The organism is Klebsiella electrica (assembly GCF_006711645.1).
Classification (GTDB): Bacteria; Pseudomonadota; Gammaproteobacteria; order Enterobacterales; family Enterobacteriaceae; genus Klebsiella; species Klebsiella electrica.
This window is the reverse complement of the sequence record NZ_CP041247.1, coordinates 5,191,904-5,211,291: the sequence shown is the minus strand read 5'-3', so window position 1 is coordinate 5,211,291 and position 19,388 is coordinate 5,191,904. Positions and strand designations below refer to the sequence as shown.

17 protein-coding genes are annotated in these 19,388 nt (G+C 53.3%); 12 read left to right on the top strand and 5 right to left on the bottom strand.

The genetic code is table 11. The features are described from left to right. Positions 1–59: 59 nt before the first annotated feature. The 3 genes from Electrica_RS24905 to dsbA all read left to right on the top strand — a co-directional run bounded on the left by Electrica_RS24905 (position 60) and on the right by dsbA (position 2,042). Complete coding sequence (locus Electrica_RS24905; protein WP_100686436.1) at positions 60–329, top strand: YihD family protein; 270 nt, start codon at positions 60–62, stop codon at positions 327–329. A 75-nt stretch (positions 330–404) separates the two neighbouring features. After that, complete coding sequence (locus tag Electrica_RS24900) at positions 405–1,391, top strand: serine/threonine protein kinase (protein WP_142255810.1); 987 nt, start codon at positions 405–407, stop codon at positions 1,389–1,391. A gap of 27 nt (positions 1,392–1,418) precedes the next feature. Then, positions 1,419–2,042, top strand: a complete 624-nt coding sequence (gene dsbA, locus Electrica_RS24895) for a thiol:disulfide interchange protein DsbA (protein ID WP_100686438.1) — start codon at positions 1,419–1,421, stop codon at positions 2,040–2,042. A gap of 73 nt (positions 2,043–2,115) precedes the next feature. Here dsbA and Electrica_RS24890 read toward each other — a convergent pair whose 3' ends face one another. Then, positions 2,116–3,024 (bottom strand): acyltransferase, encoded by a 909-nt coding sequence (locus tag Electrica_RS24890; RefSeq protein ID WP_142255809.1) that lies wholly within the window; start codon positions 3,022–3,024, stop codon positions 2,116–2,118. A 396-nt stretch (positions 3,025–3,420) separates the two neighbouring features. On the opposite strand from Electrica_RS24890, the gene polA reads away from it, so the two are divergent. Next, on the top strand, positions 3,421–6,207 hold the full coding sequence (gene polA / locus Electrica_RS24885; protein ID WP_142255808.1) for a DNA polymerase I: 2,787 nt from the start codon (positions 3,421–3,423) through the stop codon (positions 6,205–6,207). Positions 6,208–6,372: 165 nt separating this feature from the next. Further along, positions 6,373–6,420, top strand: a complete 48-nt coding sequence (locus Electrica_RS29470) for a spot 42 RNA, inhibition of DNA synthesis (protein ID WP_071892919.1) — start codon at positions 6,373–6,375, stop codon at positions 6,418–6,420. 136 nt (positions 6,421–6,556) lie between these two features. On the opposite strand, the gene yihA is transcribed toward Electrica_RS29470, so the two are convergent. Beyond that, a complete protein-coding gene (gene yihA / locus Electrica_RS24880) occupies positions 6,557–7,189 on the bottom strand; it encodes a ribosome biogenesis GTP-binding protein YihA/YsxC (protein WP_032690136.1) in 633 nt (210 codons plus the stop codon). 583 nt (positions 7,190–7,772) lie between these two features. Between yihA and yihI the strand changes: the two genes are divergently transcribed. Together yihI and hemN are read left to right on the top strand one after the other, a co-directional pair. Then, positions 7,773–8,276 carry a Der GTPase-activating protein YihI gene (yihI, locus tag Electrica_RS24875; RefSeq protein ID WP_100686441.1) on the top strand — a complete coding sequence of 168 codons (504 nt, stop codon included), beginning with the start codon at positions 7,773–7,775 and terminating at the stop codon, positions 8,274–8,276. Between the two features lie 188 nt (positions 8,277–8,464). After that, positions 8,465–9,838 carry an oxygen-independent coproporphyrinogen III oxidase gene (gene hemN, locus Electrica_RS24865; RefSeq protein WP_131050732.1) on the top strand — a complete coding sequence of 458 codons (1,374 nt, stop codon included), beginning with the start codon at positions 8,465–8,467 and terminating at the stop codon, positions 9,836–9,838. Positions 9,839–9,921: 83 nt separating this feature from the next. On the opposite strand, the gene glnG is transcribed toward hemN, so the two are convergent. The 3 genes from glnG to glnA form a co-directional block, all read right to left on the bottom strand. After that, on the bottom strand, positions 9,922–11,331 hold the full coding sequence (glnG, locus tag Electrica_RS24860; RefSeq protein ID WP_100686443.1) for a nitrogen regulation protein NR(I): 1,410 nt from the start codon (positions 11,329–11,331) through the stop codon (positions 9,922–9,924). Between the two features lie 8 nt (positions 11,332–11,339). Further along, the gene (gene glnL, locus Electrica_RS24855; RefSeq protein WP_100686444.1) at positions 11,340–12,389 is read right to left on the bottom strand and encodes a nitrogen regulation protein NR(II); all 1,050 of its coding nucleotides are present in this window, start codon (positions 12,387–12,389) and stop codon (positions 11,340–11,342) included. Positions 12,390–12,576: 187 nt separating this feature from the next. Beyond that, positions 12,577–13,986 carry a glutamate--ammonia ligase gene (gene glnA, locus Electrica_RS24850; protein WP_100686445.1) on the bottom strand — a complete coding sequence of 470 codons (1,410 nt, stop codon included), beginning with the start codon at positions 13,984–13,986 and terminating at the stop codon, positions 12,577–12,579. 378 nt (positions 13,987–14,364) lie between these two features. Between glnA and typA the strand changes: the two genes are divergently transcribed. The 5 genes from typA (at position 14,365) to fabY (ending at position 19,376) form a co-directional block, all read left to right on the top strand. Continuing rightward, positions 14,365–16,188: a ribosome-dependent GTPase TypA gene (typA, locus tag Electrica_RS24845; RefSeq protein ID WP_142255806.1), complete on the top strand. Its 1,824-nt coding sequence runs from the start codon at positions 14,365–14,367 to the stop codon at positions 16,186–16,188. A 314-nt stretch (positions 16,189–16,502) separates the two neighbouring features. Next, complete coding sequence (gene yihX, locus Electrica_RS24840; RefSeq protein WP_100686447.1) at positions 16,503–17,093, top strand: glucose-1-phosphatase; 591 nt, start codon at positions 16,503–16,505, stop codon at positions 17,091–17,093. A 2-nt stretch (positions 17,094–17,095) separates the two neighbouring features. Next, positions 17,096–17,950 carry a virulence factor BrkB family protein gene (locus tag Electrica_RS24835; RefSeq protein WP_142255805.1) on the top strand — a complete coding sequence of 285 codons (855 nt, stop codon included), beginning with the start codon at positions 17,096–17,098 and terminating at the stop codon, positions 17,948–17,950. 2 nt (positions 17,951–17,952) lie between these two features. Continuing rightward, complete coding sequence (gene dtd / locus Electrica_RS24830) at positions 17,953–18,390, top strand: D-aminoacyl-tRNA deacylase (RefSeq protein ID WP_100686449.1); 438 nt, start codon at positions 17,953–17,955, stop codon at positions 18,388–18,390. A gap of 44 nt (positions 18,391–18,434) precedes the next feature. Beyond that, positions 18,435–19,376: a fatty acid biosynthesis protein FabY gene (fabY, locus tag Electrica_RS24825; protein WP_167686258.1), complete on the top strand. Its 942-nt coding sequence runs from the start codon at positions 18,435–18,437 to the stop codon at positions 19,374–19,376. Positions 19,377–19,388 lie beyond the last annotated feature (12 nt).

Genomic DNA, 19,388 nt, shown 5'->3' with positions numbered 1-19,388 from the left:
TCTTTCATTGTGGGATTGACCCTGTTAACTTGTCGCTATCAAGAGTAAGGAGCATGACCATGAAATGTAAACGTCTGAATGAAGTAATTGAACTCCTCCAGCCAGCCTGGCAGAAAGAGCCGGAGCTGAACCTGATGCAATTTTTGCAGAAACTCGCAAAAGAGGCCGGTTACGCCGGCGAACTTGCCGATCTTTCCGACGATATCCTGATTTATCATCTGAAAATGCGTGATTCGGCAAAAGAAGCCGTTATTCCTGGTATTCAGAAGGATTACGAAGAGGATTTCAAAACGGCCTTATTGCGCGCGCGCGGCGTCATCAAAGAGTAAAAGGTTGTAAGTGCTGCCGCGGAACGAGTTATGAGATGATATCCTGAACTACTCCTAAGATTATCGGATGTCAGGATGCACGATAAGGCTTTTAATTTTCAGACGCTAAACCCGGATACCATCATTGATGGGCTATTCGATCTGGGGATGAGGGTGGACTCCGGGCTCACGCCGCTCAACAGCTATGAAAACCGCGTTTACCAGTTTCAGGACGAAGACCGCCATCGCTATGTGGTGAAGTTCTATCGTCCTGAACGTTGGTCTGCCGAACAGATCCTCGAAGAACACCAGTTTACCCTTCAGCTCAAGCAGGATGACGTTCCTGTTGCCGCACCATTGTTTTTCAATGACAGAACCCTTCATCAGCACCAGGGCTTCTATTTTGCCGTGTTTCCCAGCTTAGGTGGGCGCCAGTTTGAATCTGATAACCTCGATCAAATGGAGTCTGTCGGCCGTTATCTGGGGCGTTTGCACCAGACCGGGCGTAAATCGCGTTTTGTCGCACGCCCTGAGATTGGGGTGAATGAGTATTTGCTGGCACCGCGGGACGTTTTTGAACACTCAACGCTGATCCCCTCAGGTCTGAAGAAGGATTTCCTCCGCGCCGCAGATAAGCTGATCGCTGCCGTTATTGCACAATGGCACGGCGACGCGGACGTTCTGCGTCTGCACGGTGATTGCCATGCCGGTAATATTCTCTGGCGCGATGGTCCGCTTTTTGTCGATTTAGATGATGCCCGCAACGGTCCGGCCATCCAGGATCTGTGGATGCTGCTGAACGGTAATAAAGCTGAGCAGCGCATGCAGCTGGAGATGATCGTTGAAGCTTATGAAGAATTCAGTCCGTTTAATTCAGACGAAATCGCCCTTATCGAACCTTTACGCGCCATGCGGTTAGTTTATTATCTGGCATGGTTGCTCAGGCGCTGGGACGATCCTGCCTTCCCTGTTAATTTCCCCTGGCTTACCGGGGAAGATTACTGGCGGGGGCAGACAGCAACTTTTCTTGAGCAGGTGAAGGTTCTGCAAGAACCCCCTCTTCAGTTAACGCCAATGTATTAATTAGATATTTCCAGGAGAGACGTAAACATGAAAAAAATTTGGCTGGCGCTGGCTGGTATGATTCTGGCTTTTAGTGCTTCTGCTGCCCAGATAGCCGACGGTAAGCAGTACATCACCCTCGATAAGCCCGTCGCCGGCGCGCCTCAGGTTCTTGAGTTCTTCTCGTTCTACTGCCCGCACTGCTATCAGTTTGAAGAAGTGCTGCACGTTTCTGATAACGTGAAGAAAAAGCTGCCGGAAGGCGTCAAAATGACCAAGTACCACGTTGAATTCCTCGGGCCTTTGGGTAAAGACTTAACTCAGGCATGGGCCGTTGCGATGGCGCTGGGCGTTGAAGATAAGATCACTGTGCCGATGTTTGAAGCGGTGCAGAAAACCCAGACCGTGCAGACAGTGGCTGATATTCGTAAAGTCTTCGTTGACGCTGGCGTAAAAGGCGAAGACTACGATGCGGCATGGAACAGCTTTGTGGTGAAATCTCTGGTTGCTCAGCAGGAAAAAGCGGCCGCTGACTTCCAGTTGCAGGGCGTACCGGCCATGTATGTCGACGGTAAATATCAGCTGAACCCGCAGGGGATGGATACCAGCAATATGGACGCCTTTGTCGCCCAGTATGCGGATAGCGTTAAGCAGTTGGTTGAGAAGAAGTAAAAAAAAGCCGGTCACTGACCGGCTTTTTAATATCCCTCTTAAATAACCTGTGAAGGTGGCATACTTCTCAGGTTCAACGCTCTTCGCGTCCTTTTGTCCGCATAATTTCCGTCAGCTGACTGTCTTTCTCTTCCCACAGTTCATTCAACCAACGCTGGAAACGGCGCTTAAAGTTTTTGTCATTCACGTAGTCGCCGTGCAGATCTTCCGCCACGGGAACGAGATTAACGTGAACAACAATGCGCGTCAGTCGGCCGCTTAACATATCGTAAAATGGCCGCCTGTTGTTCTCCGGATAGCAAAGCGTGACGTTCAACAGCTTATCGAACTGCGCACCAAGCACGTTCAACGCCATCGCGATACCTGCGGCCTTCGGTGGCAATAAATTGCGATAAGGTGAACGGGTTTGCCGCTGCTTGTCTTCGGTAAAACGCGAACCTTCGACAAAATTGACGATGGTGGTCGGATGCGCGCGAAATTTCTCGCAGGAGCGGCGAGTCGTTTCAACATCTTTACCGCGACGCTCAGGATGGCGAATTAAATAGCCTCGTGAATAGCGACGCATAAAGGGCATATCCAGCGCCCAGCAGGCAAGCCCGATAAAAGGTACCCACGCCAGCTGTTGCTTAAGGAAGTATTTATTCATCGGAATATGCTTGCGGAACAACACGCAGAGCACCACGATATCCGCCCAGCTATGATGATTGCTGATGAGCAGATACCAGTTTTTCTTGTTCAGTCCCTCAAGACCTTGCACGTCCCACGTCAGCCTGGGATTCAGGTAGAGCAGCAGTGCCAACCCTTCGCACCAGCAATACATCATGAAATTGCAGAAACGGGAAATCGCACGCCATACCGCAGGGATGGGCACAAGAAGTTTAATCAGCCCGGCGATGATTATCGGTACGGAACAGATAATGGTGACTAAGATGGTAAGGGCGATACTCAGCGGAAGTGTTATCGCAGCGAGTAATCTCGACATAGTTAGTTTATTCAGAAAGTTAGGCTGATAAAGAGCGCAGTTAAACCGTGCAAGAGGCTGATTTTACCAGAAAACGCAGCAAATGACGGGTCTTACCAGAACAGAAAAAACAGCGGATCTTATATCCACATGGAACATTGAGTCATTAGAAGGGTATTAAAAGCCAGGATCGATAATTAACTTCATGATAAATAAAATTAAATTATGTTTTTTGCTATTTTATTTCAGACCAGACAGCTATCCTTATAAAACTATGCACAAAGTTATCCACAGATATTATTGCCGCACGATCGACCGGATCAACGAATCTTTTTGGTGAAATGCGGGAAAAATTCAGGTTTTCAGGTCTGTCTGTGGCATCCTTTAGCCATAATCTGATAAACAGGCACGGAAATTATGGTTCAGATCCCAGAAAACCCACTTATCCTCGTTGACGGCTCCTCTTACCTCTACCGGGCGTATCACGCTTTCCCGCCGCTGACTAACAGCGCCGGCGAACCGACAGGCGCTATGTATGGCGTGCTGAATATGCTGCGCAGCCTGATCCTCCAGTATCAACCCACTCATGCCGTTGTGGTTTTTGATGCCAAAGGGAAAACTTTCCGTGACGAACTGTTTGAGCATTACAAATCCCATCGTCCGCCGATGCCGGACGATCTGCGGGCGCAGATCGAACCGTTGCATACCATGGTGAAGGCGATGGGGCTGCCGCTGATGGCTGTGCCTGGCGTCGAAGCGGACGATGTGATCGGAACTCTGGCGCGCGAAGCAGAAAAAGCGGGCCGTCCGGTGCTTATCAGTACCGGTGATAAAGACATGGCGCAGCTGGTCACGCCGGGTATTACCCTGATTAATACCATGACCAATACCATTCTTGGCCCGGATGAAGTGGTGACGAAGTACGGCGTTCCGCCGGAGCTGATTATTGACTTCCTGGCGCTGATGGGCGACTCCTCCGATAACATTCCAGGCGTACCCGGCGTGGGCGAGAAAACAGCCCAGGCGCTGCTGCAGGGACTGGGGGGGCTGGATGCGCTGTACGCGGAGCCAGAAAAAATTGCCGGTTTGACCTTCCGCGGCGCCAAAACGATGGCGGCGAAACTGGAACAGAATAAAGAGGTAGCCTACCTCTCGTATCAGCTGGCTACGATTAAAACCGACGTCGAGCTGGATCTGAGCTGTGAAGAGCTGCACGTGCTGCCGCCGGCAGCGGACGATCTGTTGGCGCTGTTCAAAAAATATGAATTTAAACGCTGGATCACCGATGTTGAATCTGGCAAATGGATGCAGTCTAAAGGCGTTAAGCCAGCCGCAAAACCGGCAGAAGCATCGGCTGTAGCGGAAGAAGAGGTCGAGGTGGCCGCGACGCTGTCCGCGGAAAACTACGTCACTATTCTTGATGAACAGACGCTGATCGAATGGATCGAGAAGCTGAAAAAAGCGCCGCTGGTGGCGTTTGATACGGAAACGGACAGCCTGGATAACATCTCCGCCAATATGGTCGGCCTGTCGTTTGCCATTGAGCCCGGCGTCGCAGCCTATGTACCGGTCGCCCATGATTATCTCGATGCACCGGATCAGATTCCCCGTGAACGCGTACTGACGTTGCTGAAGCCCCTGCTGGAAGACGAGAAACTGCTGAAAGTTGGGCAAAACCTGAAATATGACCGCGGAATTCTGGCGAACTATGACATTGAGCTACGCGGCATCGCTTTTGACACCATGCTGGAGTCCTACATTCTTGATAGCGTGGCGGGCCGCCATGATATGGACAGCCTTGCTGACCGCTGGCTGAAGCATAAAACGATTACTTTTGAAGAGATCGCCGGGAAAGGTAAAAATCAGCTCACCTTTAACCAGATAGCGCTGGAAGAAGCCGGGCGCTACGCGGCGGAAGATGCGGATGTCACCCTGCAGCTGCACCTGAAGATGTGGCCGAAGTTGCAGCAGCATGAAGGTCCGCGGAACATCTTTACGCATATAGAGATGCCGCTGGTACCGGTGCTTTCTCGCGTGGAACGCAACGGCGTTAAAATCGATCCGGCGGTGCTGCATGCCCATTCGCAGGAGATAGCCAAACGCCTGCTTGAACTGGAACAGAAAGCCTACGAGATCGCGGGTGAAGAGTTCAATCTCTCTTCCCCCAAGCAGCTGCAGACTATCTTGTTTGAAAAACAAGGTATTAAGCCGCTGAAGAAAACGCCGGGCGGCGCGCCTTCTACTTCCGAGGAAGTGCTCGAAGAACTGGCGCTGGATTATCCGCTGCCAAAAGTTATTCTGGAATATCGCGGGCTGGCGAAGCTGAAGTCGACATATACCGACAAGCTGCCGCTGATGATTAACCCTAAAACCGGCCGGGTGCACACCTCTTATCACCAGGCGGTAACGGCGACGGGGCGTCTCTCCTCCACCGATCCTAACCTGCAGAACATTCCGGTGCGTAACGAAGAAGGGCGTCGTATTCGTCAGGCATTTATCGCGCCGCCGGATTACCTCATCGTCTCTGCCGACTACTCGCAAATTGAGTTGCGCATTATGGCGCATCTGTCGCGTGATAAAGGCCTGCTGACCGCGTTTGCGGAAGGTAAAGATATCCACCGCGCGACGGCGGCAGAGGTCTTTGGCCTGCCGCTGGAAAGCGTTAGCGGCGAGCAGCGTCGAAGTGCCAAGGCGATTAACTTTGGTTTGATCTATGGCATGAGCGCATTCGGTCTCGCACGGCAGCTCAACATTCCGCGCAAAGAGGCACAGAAATATATGGACCTCTATTTTGAGCGCTATCCAGGCGTTCTTGATTACATGGAGCGTACCCGGGCACAGGCAAAAGAGCAGGGTTATGTCGAAACGCTGGATGGCCGTCGCCTCTACCTTCCGGACATCAAATCCAGCAACGGCGCCCGGCGCGCTGGCGCCGAACGTGCGGCGATCAATGCCCCGATGCAGGGTACGGCGGCAGACATTATCAAGCGCGCGATGATCGCCGTTGATGAATGGCTGCTGGCCGAGAAGCCGCGGGTGCGGATGATCATGCAGGTGCACGATGAACTGGTCTTTGAAGTGCACAAAGAAGATCTTGATGCCGTGGCGAAGAAGGTGCACGAACTGATGGAAAACAGCACGACGCTGGCGGTACCGCTGCTGGTGGAAGTGGGAAGCGGAGAAAACTGGGATCAAGCGCACTAAGTATTCAGTGGATAAGGTGATTTTCTGTAAGTAAGCAACATAACTTATAGAGTTTTGTGATGATCATTTGAATTTGCTATGTAAAGAGTGAAAAAAAACTACAAAAAGTGCTTTCTCCGTAACCAAAAGAAGAGTAGAGTTAACGACGTAGGGTACAGAGGTAAGATGTTCTATCTTTCAGACCTTTTACTTCACGTAATCGGATTTGGCTGAATATTTTAGCCGCCCCGGTCATTTATGACCGGGGCGTTTTTTATTGCGCGAAAGAAAATTTTTTGCCAGCCGCGATGGGCTGATGATGCGGCCCGGATAAGGCGTCAGGCGCCGCTATCCGGGAAAACAACGGCGATTACTCTCCGTCGGCGATCTCTTCCTGAGGAGGGATCTCATTAAACCAGCTGTCGAGCTTCTGACGCAGCTTATCCACGCCTGATTTTTTCAGCGAAGAGAAGGGTTCAACCTGCACATCGCCGTTAAAGGCAAGAACCGCTTCACGCACCATATTCACCTGCGCTTTACGTGCGCCGCTGGCCAGCTTATCGGCTTTGGTGAGCAGAACCAGAACCTGGATATCGCTTTCTACGGCCCATTCGATCATTTGCTGATCGAGGTCTTTCAGCGGATGACGGATATCCATCAGCACCACCAGTCCTTTCAGGCACAGGCGTTTCTCCAGGTATTCACCCAGCGCGCGCTGCCATTTGATCTTCATCTCCTCCGGCACCTGAGCGTAGCCGTAACCTGGCAGGTCGACCAGGCGTTTGCCTTCAGCGACTTCGAACAGGTTGATTAGCTGGGTGCGGCCAGGAGTCTTAGAAGTACGCGCCAGGCTTTTCTGGTTGGTGAGCGTATTCAGGGCGCTGGATTTCCCCGCATTTGAGCGACCAGCAAAAGCAACTTCGATCCCGGTATCGGATGGAAGATGGCGGATATCGGGTGCGCTGGTGACAAAATGCGTCTGTTGATAGTTCCAGTTAGTCAAGACTGTCGTCTCCGTTAAATAAGGCTATGGCGGGGATTATACCTGAACAGCAGAAAAAGGCTGTTCTTACCGCATCCTCCGGCGTAAGTAAAAGCCCTTCACTTTGTGAGATATTGTCCATTCAATGGTGAGGCAATCGATGAGAAATGAAGGGCACTGGCAGTGTTAACACATTAAAAATCATACAATTAAATTTAGAGAACAATCCTGAATAACCATTTTTATTCTGTGGTTAGTTGTAGGATTTGATGAAAACGGTAGAGTAATGGGCAAGGCGAGGAAGCCAACAGGACAGTGACTCAGGATGAGTTGTCAGGAGCGCCAGGAGGCGAAGACCCGGGAGTGATGTCAGGATGACAAACGTCTGGAGACGTTTTGACAAGGAAAGGGATGTAACAGGGACCGTTATTTGCTAAAGGAAAGACAGGGTACGTCGTAAGCTAACAGGGAAAGTAGAACCCGCTAAGGGTTGTCAGTGAGGAAAAAGGCGGCAGAGTAATCTGTCGCCTTTTTTCTTTGCTTGCTTTCTGCTAGATTCCGCCTCAATTCTATACTGAAGAAAACGAATCTGAAGATTACTTATATGAAAAAACCGACATCCGTACCCCGTGGCAAAACGCATCGCAAGACACGTGAAGAAATGAACCAGGAATCCCGCGATCGCAAACGCCAGAAGAAACATCGTGGTCACGCGGCAGGAAGTCGCGCAAACGGCGGTGATGCCGCATCATCCGGCAAAAAACAGAGCCAACAGCAAGATCCGCGTATTGGGAGTAAAAAACCGATTCCGCTGGGCGTGACTGAAAGCACCCCGGCTACTAAGCAGCACAAACCGAAGAGCGAGAAACCTATGCTTTCACCACAGGCTGAGCTGGATTTGCTGGAAAATGATGAGCGCCTGGACGCGCTGCTGGAACGTCTGGAAGAGGGGGGCACCCTGAATGCTGAAGAGCAGTCATGGGTCGATGCCAAACTCGATCGTATTGATGAGCTGATGCAGCAGCTTGGCCTGTCCTACGATGATGACGAGGACGAGGAAGAAGAGCGCCAGGAAGATATGATGCGTCTGCTGAAGGGTGGAAACTAACGTTTGCACTCAATCGGATTCCCGGTCCTGCTTATAACCCTTTTGGTTGTATGTTATATGCTGTGGTTATTCGTTAAACTACGACGGTTGTCGCGGCGTCAGAAATGGCTGCGCAACCGGCTCATTACCCGAGGTGCGGTTGGGCCGGGGCGGCGTACCCGCCGACGGCACCATCGGAAGGAGTGAGCATGTCTGTGCAGTTAATCGACTGGGATCTGGCCCTGATCCAGAAATATAATTATTCGGGGCCACGTTATACCTCATACCCCACCGCGCTGGAGTTTTCTCCTGAGTTCGGTGCGGCAGAATTTGACGAGGCGGTAGCTCGCTACCCGCAGCGTCCGCTATCGCTGTATGTGCATATTCCGTTTTGTCACAAGCTCTGTTATTTCTGTGGCTGCAACAAAATTGTGACTCGCCAGCAGCATAAAGCCGACCAGTATCTGGATGTTCTGCAGCAGGAAATTATTCATCGCGCGCCGCTCTTTGCCGGGCGTCAGGTGAACCAGCTGCACTGGGGCGGCGGTACCCCCACTTACCTGAATAAAGCGCAAATCAGCCGCTTAATGCATTTGCTGCGCAGCCATTTCAATTTTAACGCCGATGCAGAGATCTCGATTGAAGTCGATCCGCGTGAAATTGAGCTGGATGTCCTGGATCATCTCCGATCGGAAGGCTTCAACCGGCTGAGTATGGGGGTGCAGGATTTCAATAAAGAGGTTCAGCGGCTGGTTAACCGCGAGCAGGATGAGGCGTTTATCTTTGCCCTGCTCAACCATGCTCGTGAGATTGGTTTTACCTCGACGAATATCGATTTGATTTACGGTCTGCCGAAACAAACGCCGGAGAGTTTTGCGTTTACGCTGCAAAAAGTAGCCGAGCTCAACCCCGATCGCCTGAGCGTATTTAACTATGCGCATCTGCCGACGCTCTTCGCCGCTCAGCGTAAAATCAAAGATGCCGACCTGCCTTCGGCAGAACAGAAGCTGGATATTCTGCAAGAGACCATTGCCTCACTCACCAACGCCGGCTATCAGTTTATCGGTATGGATCATTTTGCCCGCCCGGATGATGAGCTGGCCATTGCTCAGCGCGACGGCGTCCTGCACCGCAATTTCCAGGGATACACCACCCAGGGCGATACCGATCTGCTGGGGATGGGGGTGTCGGCGATCAGCATGATTGGCGACTGCTACGCGCAGAACCAGAAAGAGCTGAAGCTTTACTATCAACAGGTTGATCAAACCGGAGATGCGCTGTGGCGCGGCATTGCGCTGACCCGCGATGACTGTATTCGCCGTGACGTTATTAAGGCGCTGATTTGCCAGTTCCATCTCGATTTTTCTGCGGTAGAAACGCGGTGGCAACTGGATTTCCAGCGTTATTTTGCCGACGATCTGGCGCTGCTGGCACCGCTGGCAAAAGATGGGCTGGTGGATGTGGATGATAAGGGCATTCAGGTGACGGCAAAAGGCCGTCTGCTGATTCGCAACATCTGCATGTGTTTTGATGCCTATCTGCGTCAGAAAGCGCGGATGCAGCAGTTCTCCCGGGTGATTTAACTCTGTCATGCCGGGCGGCACTTCGTTTGCCCGGCCGACGGATTCTGCAGGCCCGGTAAGCATAGCGCCACCGGGCATGACGTTTACTCCATTCCTAACTCTTTCAGCTTGCGCGTTAGCGTATTACGTCCCCACCCCAGCAGACGTGCGGCCTCCTGCTTATGCCCTTGCGTATGACGCAGGGCGGTAGTGAGCAGCGTCCGTTCCATCTCCGGCTGCGCTTCCGAAAGCAGGTTTTGATGACCGGAACGCAGGGCGCGATCGGCCCACTGTCCCAGTAACGTTGCCCAGCTGTCCGGCTGCATATGCGTCGGGCTATCGGGAATCGCGGTTTCAAACAGTTCGCTGGGAAGATCCTGCGTCAGAACCTCCTGGCCTGCTGCCATCACCGTCAGCCAGCGGCAGGTGTTCTCCAGCTGGCGGACGTTACCGGGCCAGGCTAAACGGGTTAGCGCGGTTTCCGTCTCCGGATGGAGCTGCTTGGCTTCGACCCCCAGTTCGCGGGCGGCAATTTGCAGGAAATGCCGCGCCAGGCGGGGAATATCCTCGCGGCGCTCGCGCAGCGGCGGCAGATGAACGCGAATCACGTTCAGGCGATGGAACAGGTCCTCACGGAACTTCCCTTCCTGTACGCGCTGCTCAAGGTTCTGGTGGGTGGCGGCAATAATGCGCACGTCTACCTTCACCGGCGCATAGCCGCCAACGCGATAGAACTGGCCATCGGCCAGAACGCGCAGCAGGCGCGTCTGCACATCGAGCGGCATATCACCGATCTCATCGAGGAACAGAGTCCCGCCGTCAGCCTGCTCAAAACGTCCCTGACGCACGGTATTGGCGCCGGTAAACGCCCCTTTTTCGTGACCGAAAAGTTCAGATTCGATCAGGTCTTTTGGGATAGCAGCCATATTCAGTGCGATAAACGGCGCTTTTGCCCGCGGGCTATGGCGATGCAAGGCGTGCGCGACCAGCTCTTTACCGGTACCGGATTCGCCGTTGATCAATACGCTGATCGATGAACGCGACAGGCGGCCGATGATGCGAAAGACGTCCTGCATCGCCGGCGCTTCGCCGATGATATCGGCCGTCGGGCTGGTTATCGTGATATTGCGCGGCTGCTGCTGTTCCTGATAGTGGCTGATCGCACGATCGACCAGGGCGACCGCTTCATCAATATCAAAAGGTTTGGGCAGATAGTCAAAGGCGCCTTGCTGATAGGCGCTGACCGCCGCGTCCAGATCCGAATGCGCGGTCATTATGATGACCGGAAGCATGGGGTGACGCTGTTTAATTTGTTTCAGTAACGCCAACCCATCCATTCCCGGCATCCGGATATCAGATAACAGTACATCCGGGGTTTTGGTGGTGAGTGCATCAAGCACCTCGTTGCCGTTTTCAAACGTTGTACAACTTAAGCCTGCTCCGGTGAGCGCGCGTTCAAGCACCCAACGGATGGAGCTATCGTCATCAACGATCCAGGCTATCCCTCGTTGCATAAACACCTCTACTTCCGAATAGGCAGGTATACCGAGAATTCGGTATGCCCTGGCCAACTGGTAAATTCAATTTTGCCGGAGTGCTGATCGATAAGACTGCGGGCAATGGAGAGCCCCAGACCGGTACCGCCTTCGCGACCGCTAACCATGGGATAGAACAGCGTATCCTGTAAATGAGACGGAATTCCCGGGCCGTTGTCCTCGACGTCAATACGCGCGGTGAGGCGGTAACGAACGCCGTGCAGCGTCAACTGAAAGGCGGTACGGGTGCGCAGGATGATCTCGCCGCCTTCTGGCCCCAGCGCCTGTAGCGCGTTGCGAACGACATTCAGCAGAACCTGCTCGATCTGGTCCGGGTCATGAGGGAGCTCCGGCAGGCTCGGGTCGTAATCGCGGACCAGTCTGACGTTATCCGGCAGTTCCATCGAGACCAGCTTCACAACCCGTTCGGCAACCTTATGGATGCTTTCGGTCACGTGCATCCCTGGATGCTGCGGCCCCAGCAGGCGATCGACCAGATTTCTTAAGCGATCGGCCTGTTCAATAATCACGTTGGTGTATTCCATCAACGCCGGGTCAGGCAGCGCTTTACTCAGCAATTGCGCAGCGCCTCTCAGACCGCCTAACGGATTTTTGATCTCATGGGCCAACCCGCGAACCAAATCCCGCGCCGCAATTTGCTGGGCGTGCTGCAGCTGCTCCTGGCTCAGGCGCCGCTGGTTATCCATCGGGGCCATCTCCAGCAGGATATAGCCTTCAGGCAGGCGCTGTGCCGTCAGAGACAGGATATGCGAGCGGCCATCGATAACCAGCGTCACTTCGTTGTCGGTAAAACCCTGGCCCGCCAGCAGGCTTTCCTGCATCAGGTCAATATTCAGGGAAAAATAACTCAACAGTTCCGGGAGCGGCGTGCCAAAGAGCTTACGTGAACTTTGCGCCAGCAGCTGCTGCGCGGCCGGGTTCGCGTAATGCACCGCCAGGTCGTCATCGACCAGTAAAATACTGTTGATTAAAGAGTTAAGGATCTGCCCAGCATCGGGCTGAGTGCCTGTTGCCATCCGACAGTCTCCTGAAAAGAGTGCACTATTTTAGTGCAGTATAGCTTTTTATAGGTAAAAAGCGTATGAGATCAGAGTGTTGGTGGAGAAAAAAGCCCATCCTGAGATGGGCTGAAAGTTTCCACGGCAACAAAATATCCACGGTACCCCACGCCACAACACGGAATACCGGGGATTTACAGCAAAATCAGACGCTGTAGTACAGTTCGAATTCAACCGGGTGCGGAGTCATACGTACGCGGTCGTTTTCTTCAATACGCAGGGCGATGTAGGCATCGATAGCGTCGTTGGTGAACACGCCGCCAGCCGTCAGGAACTCACGGTCAGCATCCAGCGCGTTCAGTGCTTCTTCCAGAGAACCCGCAACCTGTGGGATCTCTTTCGCTTCTTCCGGCGGCAGGTCGTACAGGTTTTTGTCCATCGCTTCGCCCGGATGGATTTTGTTCTTAATACCGTCAAGGCCAGCCATCAGCAGTGCTGCGAAGCACAGGTACGGGTTAGCCGCCGGGTCCGGGAAGCGCACTTCAATACGGCGTGCTTTCGGCGAGGTGACTACCGGAATACGGATGGAAGCGGAACGGTTACGGGCGGAGTAAGCCAGCATGACCGGTGCTTCATAACCCGGGACCAGACGCTTGTAGGAGTTGGTGGTCGGGTTTGCCAGGGCGTTGATCGCTTTAGCGTGCTTGATAACGCCGCCGATGTAGTACAGCGCTTGTTCAGACAGACCTGCATACTTGTCGCCAGAGAACAGGTTAACGCCGTTCTTGGACAGAGACATGTGGCAGTGCATACCGGAACCGTTGTCACCGAACATTGGTTTCGGCATGAAGGTCGCGGTTTTACCGAAACGGTGTGCAACGTTGTGCACAACGTATTTGTAGATCTGAATTTCGTCCGCTTTTTTGGTCATGGTGTTGAAACGGGTCGCGATTTCGTTCTGACCCGCGGTAGCCACTTCGTGGTGGTGAGCTTCAACAACCAGGCCCATTTCTTCCAGGATCATACACATGGTAGAACGGATGTCCTGAGAGGAGTCAACCGGCGGAACCGGGAAGTAACCCCCTTTCACGCCTGGGCGGTGACCTTTGTTACCACCTTCGTATTTGGTGGAGGAGTTCCATGCGCCTTCGATGTCGTCGATAGCCACGTGGGAGCCAGAGATAGAGGCGCCGAAACGGATATCGTCGAACAGGAAGAATTCTGGTTCTGGCCCAAACAGAACGGTGTCTGCGATGCCAGTAGAGCGCAGGTATTCTTCAGCGCGTTTTGCGATGGAGCGCGGGTCACGGTCGTAGCCCTGCAGCGTGCCTGGTTCCAGGATATCGCAGCGGATGATCAGAGTCGGTTCTTCATAGAACGGGTCGATCAGCGCAGTGGTCGCATCCGGCATCAGAACCATGTCAGATTCGTTAATACCTTTCCAGCCACCAATCGAGGAGCCATCAAACATTTTGCCTTCTTCGAAGAATTCGGCATTTACCTGATGAGAAGGAATTGTGACGTGCTGTTCTTTACCTTTGGTATCGGTGAAGCGCAGATCGACAAACTTCACTTCGTGCTCGTTCAGCATCGTCAAAACGTGTTCAGCGGACATACTTAAACTCTCCCGGATTGGTCATTGTCGTCGTGGAAACGAAAACTTTTTAACTACGAAAAGTGGCGTTGTTGCCTTAAAAAATATAAAGCGAAATCTGTGCCAACTTTTAAATTGCCCCCAAAAGGCGTTATCATGCACTCCATCGTGCAAAAGGGCTGCACCATTATGAATGCATTGCACCAATATAGTGCAATTGCGTGAACGTTGGGCACTAATTTGGTGCAATTGACCTTGAATAACCCTTTTAACGCTCCGTGAAAGCGATCACAAAGAAACTCTGCAATACTTGTTTGCGGAGGATGTTTGTGATCCTGTTTTGTACTGCGATTAATCCGTGTACAATAACGCGCTATTTCTAATGCCTGAGGCAAAGTTGTGATCGAAAATTTGCGTAATATCGCCATCATCGCGCACGTTGACCATGGTAAAACTACCCTGGTTGATAAGCTGCTGCAGCAATCCGGTACGTTCGATGCGCGTGCCGAAACTCAAGAACGAGTGATGGACTCCAACGATTTGGAGAAAGAGCGTGGGATTACTATCCTCGCGAAAAACACCGCCATCAAATGGAATGACTACCGTATCAACATCGTTGATACCCCTGGGCACGCCGACTTCGGAGGTGAGGTTGAGCGTGTCATGTCCATGGTTGACTCTGTGCTGCTGGTGGTTGACGCATTTGACGGCCCGATGCCGCAGACGCGCTTCGTGACCAAAAAAGCCTTTGCTCATGGCCTGAAGCCGATTGTCGTTATCAACAAAGTTGACCGTCCTGGCGCGCGCCCTGACTGGGTTGTCGATCAGGTATTCGACCTGTTCGTTAACCTCGACGCTACCGACGAACAGCTGGACTTCCCGATCGTTTACGCTTCTGCGCTGAACGGTATTGCGGGTCTGGATCACGAAGATATGGCTGAAGATATGACTCCGCTGTATCAGACTATCGTCGATCGTGTTCCGGCGCCGAACGTTGACCTTGATGGCCCGCTGCTGATGCAGATCTCCCAGCTGGACTACAACAACTACGTTGGCGTCATTGGCATCGGCCGCATCAAACGCGGTAAAGTGAAGCCAAACCAGCAGGTCACTATCATTGATAGCGAAGGCAAAACCCGTAACGGTAAAGTGGGTAAAGTTCTGACCCACCTGGGCCTTGAGCGTATCGACAGCGATATTGCTGAAGCGGGCGATATCATCGCGATCACCGGTCTGGGCGAACTGAACATCTCTGATACCATCTGCGATCCGCAGAATGTTGAAGCGCTGCCGGCGCTGTCAGTCGATGAGCCAACCGTATCCATGTTCTTCTGCGTTAACACCTCTCCGTTCTGCGGTAAAGAAGGTAAGTACGTTACCTCTCGTCAGATTCTTGACCGTCTGAATAAAGAGCTGGTGCATAACGTGGCGCTGCGCGTCGAAGAAACTCCGGATGCGGATGCATTCCGCGTTTCCGGTCGTGGTGAGCTGCACCTGTCTGTGCTGATCGAAAATATGCGTCGTGAAGGTTTCGAAATGGCGGTTTCCCGTCCGAAAGTTATCTTCCGCGAAATCGACGGCCGTAAACAAGAGCCGTTCGAAAACGTCACGCTGGACGTTGAAGAGCAGCATCAGGGTTCTGTCATGCAGGCTCTGGGTGAGCGTAAAGGCGACCTGAAAAACATGAATCCAGATGGCAAAGGCCGCGTACGTCTCGACTACGTGATCCCAAGCCGTGGCCTGATCGGCTTCCGTTCTGAGTTCATGACCATGACCTCCGGTACTGGTCTGCTGTACTCCACTTTCAGCCACTACGACGACGTTCGTGCGGGCGATGTGGGCCAGCGTCAGAACGGCGTACTGATCTCCAACGGTCAGGGTAAAGCGGTTGCGTTTGCACTGTTCAGCCTGCAGGACCGCGGTAAGCTGTTCCTCGGCCACGGTGCTGAAGTTTACGAAGGCCAGATCATCGGTATTCACAGTCGTTCTAACGACCTGACCGTAAACTGCCTGACCGGTAAGAAACTGACCAACATGCGTGCTTCCGGTACTGACGAAGCAACGGTTCTGGTTCCGCCGGTTAAGATGACCCTGGAGCAAGCTCTGGAGTTCATCGATGACGACGAACTGGTAGAAGTGACCCCAACTTCCGTTCGTATCCGTAAACGTCACCTGACTGAGAACGACCGTAAACGCGCAATGCGCGGTGCGAAAGAAGATTAATTCTCGCTTCTTGTCGATACCGAACCCCGCCTTTATGGCGGGGTTTTTTTGTCTGTAGCCCCCCAACCGGTGAACAGCCCCGTCTGACTTTTTGGCCGCGGTTCACCGGTTGGGGGCTCCGTAACGCTTTGCGCTCAGGGTCAGTGATGAGTGTGGCGGGATATCTGAAGGGAAAAGTGAGCAGCGTGGCTCTCCAGGGACGAGCCGTTATCGGGCAGCCTAAATCGTTCTGAACGCCGGTTTAAAAACCATACATAGTCAAATACCGCCTTTCCCGCTACAGTTAATCTTTCATGGCGCGCAAGGAGACAAAAATGCTCTATATCTTTGATTTAGGTAATGTGATTGTCGACATCGACTTCAACCGGGTTCTCGGGACATGGAGCGATTTGAGCCGTATCCCGCTCGCGACGCTCAAGCAGCATTTCACCATGGGCGAGGCGTTCCATCAGCACGAGCGCGGTGAAATTAGCGATGAGGACTTTGCGCACGCGATGTGCCATGAAATGAATATGCCGCTGAGCTATGAGCAGTTTTCCCACGGCTGGCAGGCCGTTTTTGTCTCTCTGCGCCCGGAAGTCATCGCTATTATGCAAAAGCTGCGCGAGCAGGGGCACCGCGTGGTTGTTCTGTCGAATACCAACCGTCTGCATACCACTTTCTGGCCGGATGAATATCCGCAGGTGAGGGCCGCCGCCGATCGTATCTATCTTTCCCAGGAGATGGGGATGCGTAAACCCGAGGCGCGAATCTATCAAAGCGTCCTGCAGTCGGAAGGTTTTTCTGCCGAGGAGACGGTCTTTTTTGACGATAACGCCGATAATATAGCAGGGGCTAAGCTGTTGGGGATAACCAGTATTCTGGTAACCGGAAAGGAGACCATCCCCGCCTACTTTGCGAAATAACTATGCTCAAAACCGTTCATCAAAAAGCAAAGCGCCGCGTCCGGCCCCTGATTGCCTGGATAAAACTGCTCTGGCGGCGTATTGATGAAGACCATATGACGACACTGGCGGGGAATCTCGCCTACGTGTCGTTACTCTCCCTGGTGCCGCTGATCGCAGTCGTCTTTGCGCTGTTCTCGGCATTTCCGATGTTTGCCGAGGTTAGCGGTCAGCTTCGCCACTTTATCTTCGCTAACTTCATCCCGGCGACGGGGGACGTTATTCAGGGATACATCGAACAGTTTGTCGCGAACTCCAGCCGGATGACCGCCGTCGGCGCCTTTGGGCTGATCATGACCTCGCTGCTGCTGATGTATTCGATTGATAGCGCGCTGAACACCATCTGGCGCAGCACGCGTACCCGGCCCAAAATTTACTCATTTGCCGTTTACTGGATGATTCTGACGCTGGGGCCGCTGCTGGCGGGGGCGAGTCTAGCCATCAGCTCTTATCTGCTGTCGTTGCGCTGGGCGAGCGAACTGAACAGCGTGATTGATGATGTGCTGCGTCTCTTCCCGCTGATGTTATCGTGGACGGCATTTTGGCTGCTCTACAGCATTGTACCGACGACCCAGGTACGCAATCGCGATGCAATTATCGGATCGCTGGTGGCGGCGCTGTTGTTTGAGGCGGGCAAAAAAGCGTTTGCTTTATATATCACGACCTTCCCGTCGTACCAGCTGATTTACGGCGTGATAGCCGTGGTGCCTATTTTGTTTGTCTGGGTGTACTGGACGTGGTGTATCGTCTTGCTTGGGGCAGAAATTACTGTCACTCTCGAGGAATACCGCAAACTTAAAAAAGAAGAACCAGAATAACTATGATTGCATTAATTCAGCGCGTATCCCGTGCAAGCGTAACCGTGGAGGGCGAAGTGACGGGTGAAATCGGCCCGGGGCTTCTGGTGTTGTTGGGCGTTGAGAAAGACGATGATGAGCAAAAAGCGAATCGCCTGTGCGAGCGCGTACTTGGCTATCGTATTTTCAGCGATAGCGAAGGAAAAATGAACCTCAATGTGCGGCAGTCCGGCGGCAGCGTCCTGGTGGTCTCACAGTTCACGCTGGCGGCGGATACCGAACGGGGCATGCGGCCGGGTTTTTCCAGAGGGGCCGCCCCTGACAGAGCGGAAGCGCTGTATGACTATTTTGTCGGTCGCTGTCGCCAGCAGGAGATGAACACCCAAACCGGGAGATTCGCTGCGGATATGCAGGTCTCACTGGTGAATGATGGTCCTGTGACCTTTTGGTTGCAGGTATGAGCCAGCTTCCGGGCCGGCTGCGGGTAACAAAAGAGAGTACGGCTATGTATCACCTTCGTGTACCGCAAACAGAAGACGAACTCGAGAGCTACTATCAGTTCCGCTGGGAGATGTTGCGCAAGCCGCTCCATCAGCCCAAAGGATCGGAGCGTGACGCCTGGGATGCGATGGCGCATCACCAGATGGTCGTGGATGAAGAAGGCAACCTGGTTGCCGTCGGGCGGCTGTATATAAACGCGGAGAACGAAGCCTCTATTCGCTTTATGGCCGTACATCCCTCGGTGCAGGATAAAGGCTTGGGGACGCTGATGGCGATGACGCTGGAGTCCGTCGCCCGTCAGGAGGGCGTTAAGCGCGTAACCTGTAGCGCTCGCGAAGACGCGATGGATTTCTTTGCCAAGCTCGGTTTTGTTAACCAGGGCGAGATTACCACGCCGACCACCACGCCGATCCGCCACTTCCTGATGATTAAACCAATCGCCTCGCTGGACGATATTCTGCATCGCGGCGACTGGTGCGGGCAGCTGCAGCAGGCCTGGTATCAGCATATTCCGCTCAGCGAAAAAATGGGTGTGCGTATTCAGCAGTACACCGGCAAAAACTTCATCACCACCATGCCTGAAGCCGGTAACCAGAATCCGCACCATACGCTGTTTGCCGGAAGTCTGTTTTCCCTGGCGACGCTGACCGGCTGGGGGCTTATCTGGCTGATGCTGCGCGAGCAGCATCTGGGCGGCACGATTATTCTCGCCGATGCCCATATCCGTTACAGCCAGCCGATTAGCGGCCGCCCGAGCGCGGTGGCCGATCTGGGCTCGCTCAGCGGCGATCTCGACCGCCTGGCACGCGGGCGCAAAGCCCGCGTACAGCTGCAGGTTGAGTTGTTTGGCGGCGAGAGTCTGGGCGCCATTTTTGAAGGCATTTACATCGTTCTGCCCGCGAAGCCGTTTGGTTCGTATGAAGAGGGCGGGAACGAAGAAGAGTAATTCCCGGTGCGC

What these genes read in the sequence shown, in the direction of transcription:
- Electrica_RS24905 (WP_100686436.1), top strand. Translation starts at nt 60, where the DNA reads ATGAAATGTAAACGTCTGAATGAAGTAATTGAACTCCTCCAGCCAGCC.
- Electrica_RS24900 (WP_142255810.1), top strand. Translation starts at nt 405, where the DNA reads ATGCACGATAAGGCTTTTAATTTTCAGACGCTAAACCCGGATACCATC.
- dsbA (WP_100686438.1), top strand. Translation starts at nt 1,419, where the DNA reads ATGAAAAAAATTTGGCTGGCGCTGGCTGGTATGATTCTGGCTTTTAGT.
- Electrica_RS24890 (WP_142255809.1), bottom strand. Translation starts at nt 3,024, where the DNA reads ATGTCGAGATTACTCGCTGCGATAACACTTCCGCTGAGTATCGCCCTT.
- polA (WP_142255808.1), top strand. Translation starts at nt 3,421, where the DNA reads ATGGTTCAGATCCCAGAAAACCCACTTATCCTCGTTGACGGCTCCTCT.
- yihI (WP_100686441.1), top strand. Translation starts at nt 7,773, where the DNA reads ATGAAAAAACCGACATCCGTACCCCGTGGCAAAACGCATCGCAAGACA.
- hemN (WP_131050732.1), top strand. Translation starts at nt 8,465, where the DNA reads ATGTCTGTGCAGTTAATCGACTGGGATCTGGCCCTGATCCAGAAATAT.
- glnG (WP_100686443.1), bottom strand. Translation starts at nt 11,331, where the DNA reads ATGCAACGAGGGATAGCCTGGATCGTTGATGACGATAGCTCCATCCGT.
- glnL (WP_100686444.1), bottom strand. Translation starts at nt 12,389, where the DNA reads ATGGCAACAGGCACTCAGCCCGATGCTGGGCAGATCCTTAACTCTTTA.
- glnA (WP_100686445.1), bottom strand. Translation starts at nt 13,986, where the DNA reads ATGTCCGCTGAACACGTTTTGACGATGCTGAACGAGCACGAAGTGAAG.
- yihX (WP_100686447.1), top strand. Translation starts at nt 16,503, where the DNA reads ATGCTCTATATCTTTGATTTAGGTAATGTGATTGTCGACATCGACTTC.
- Electrica_RS24835 (WP_142255805.1), top strand. Translation starts at nt 17,096, where the DNA reads ATGCTCAAAACCGTTCATCAAAAAGCAAAGCGCCGCGTCCGGCCCCTG.
- dtd (WP_100686449.1), top strand. Translation starts at nt 17,953, where the DNA reads ATGATTGCATTAATTCAGCGCGTATCCCGTGCAAGCGTAACCGTGGAG.
- fabY (WP_167686258.1), top strand. Translation starts at nt 18,435, where the DNA reads ATGTATCACCTTCGTGTACCGCAAACAGAAGACGAACTCGAGAGCTAC.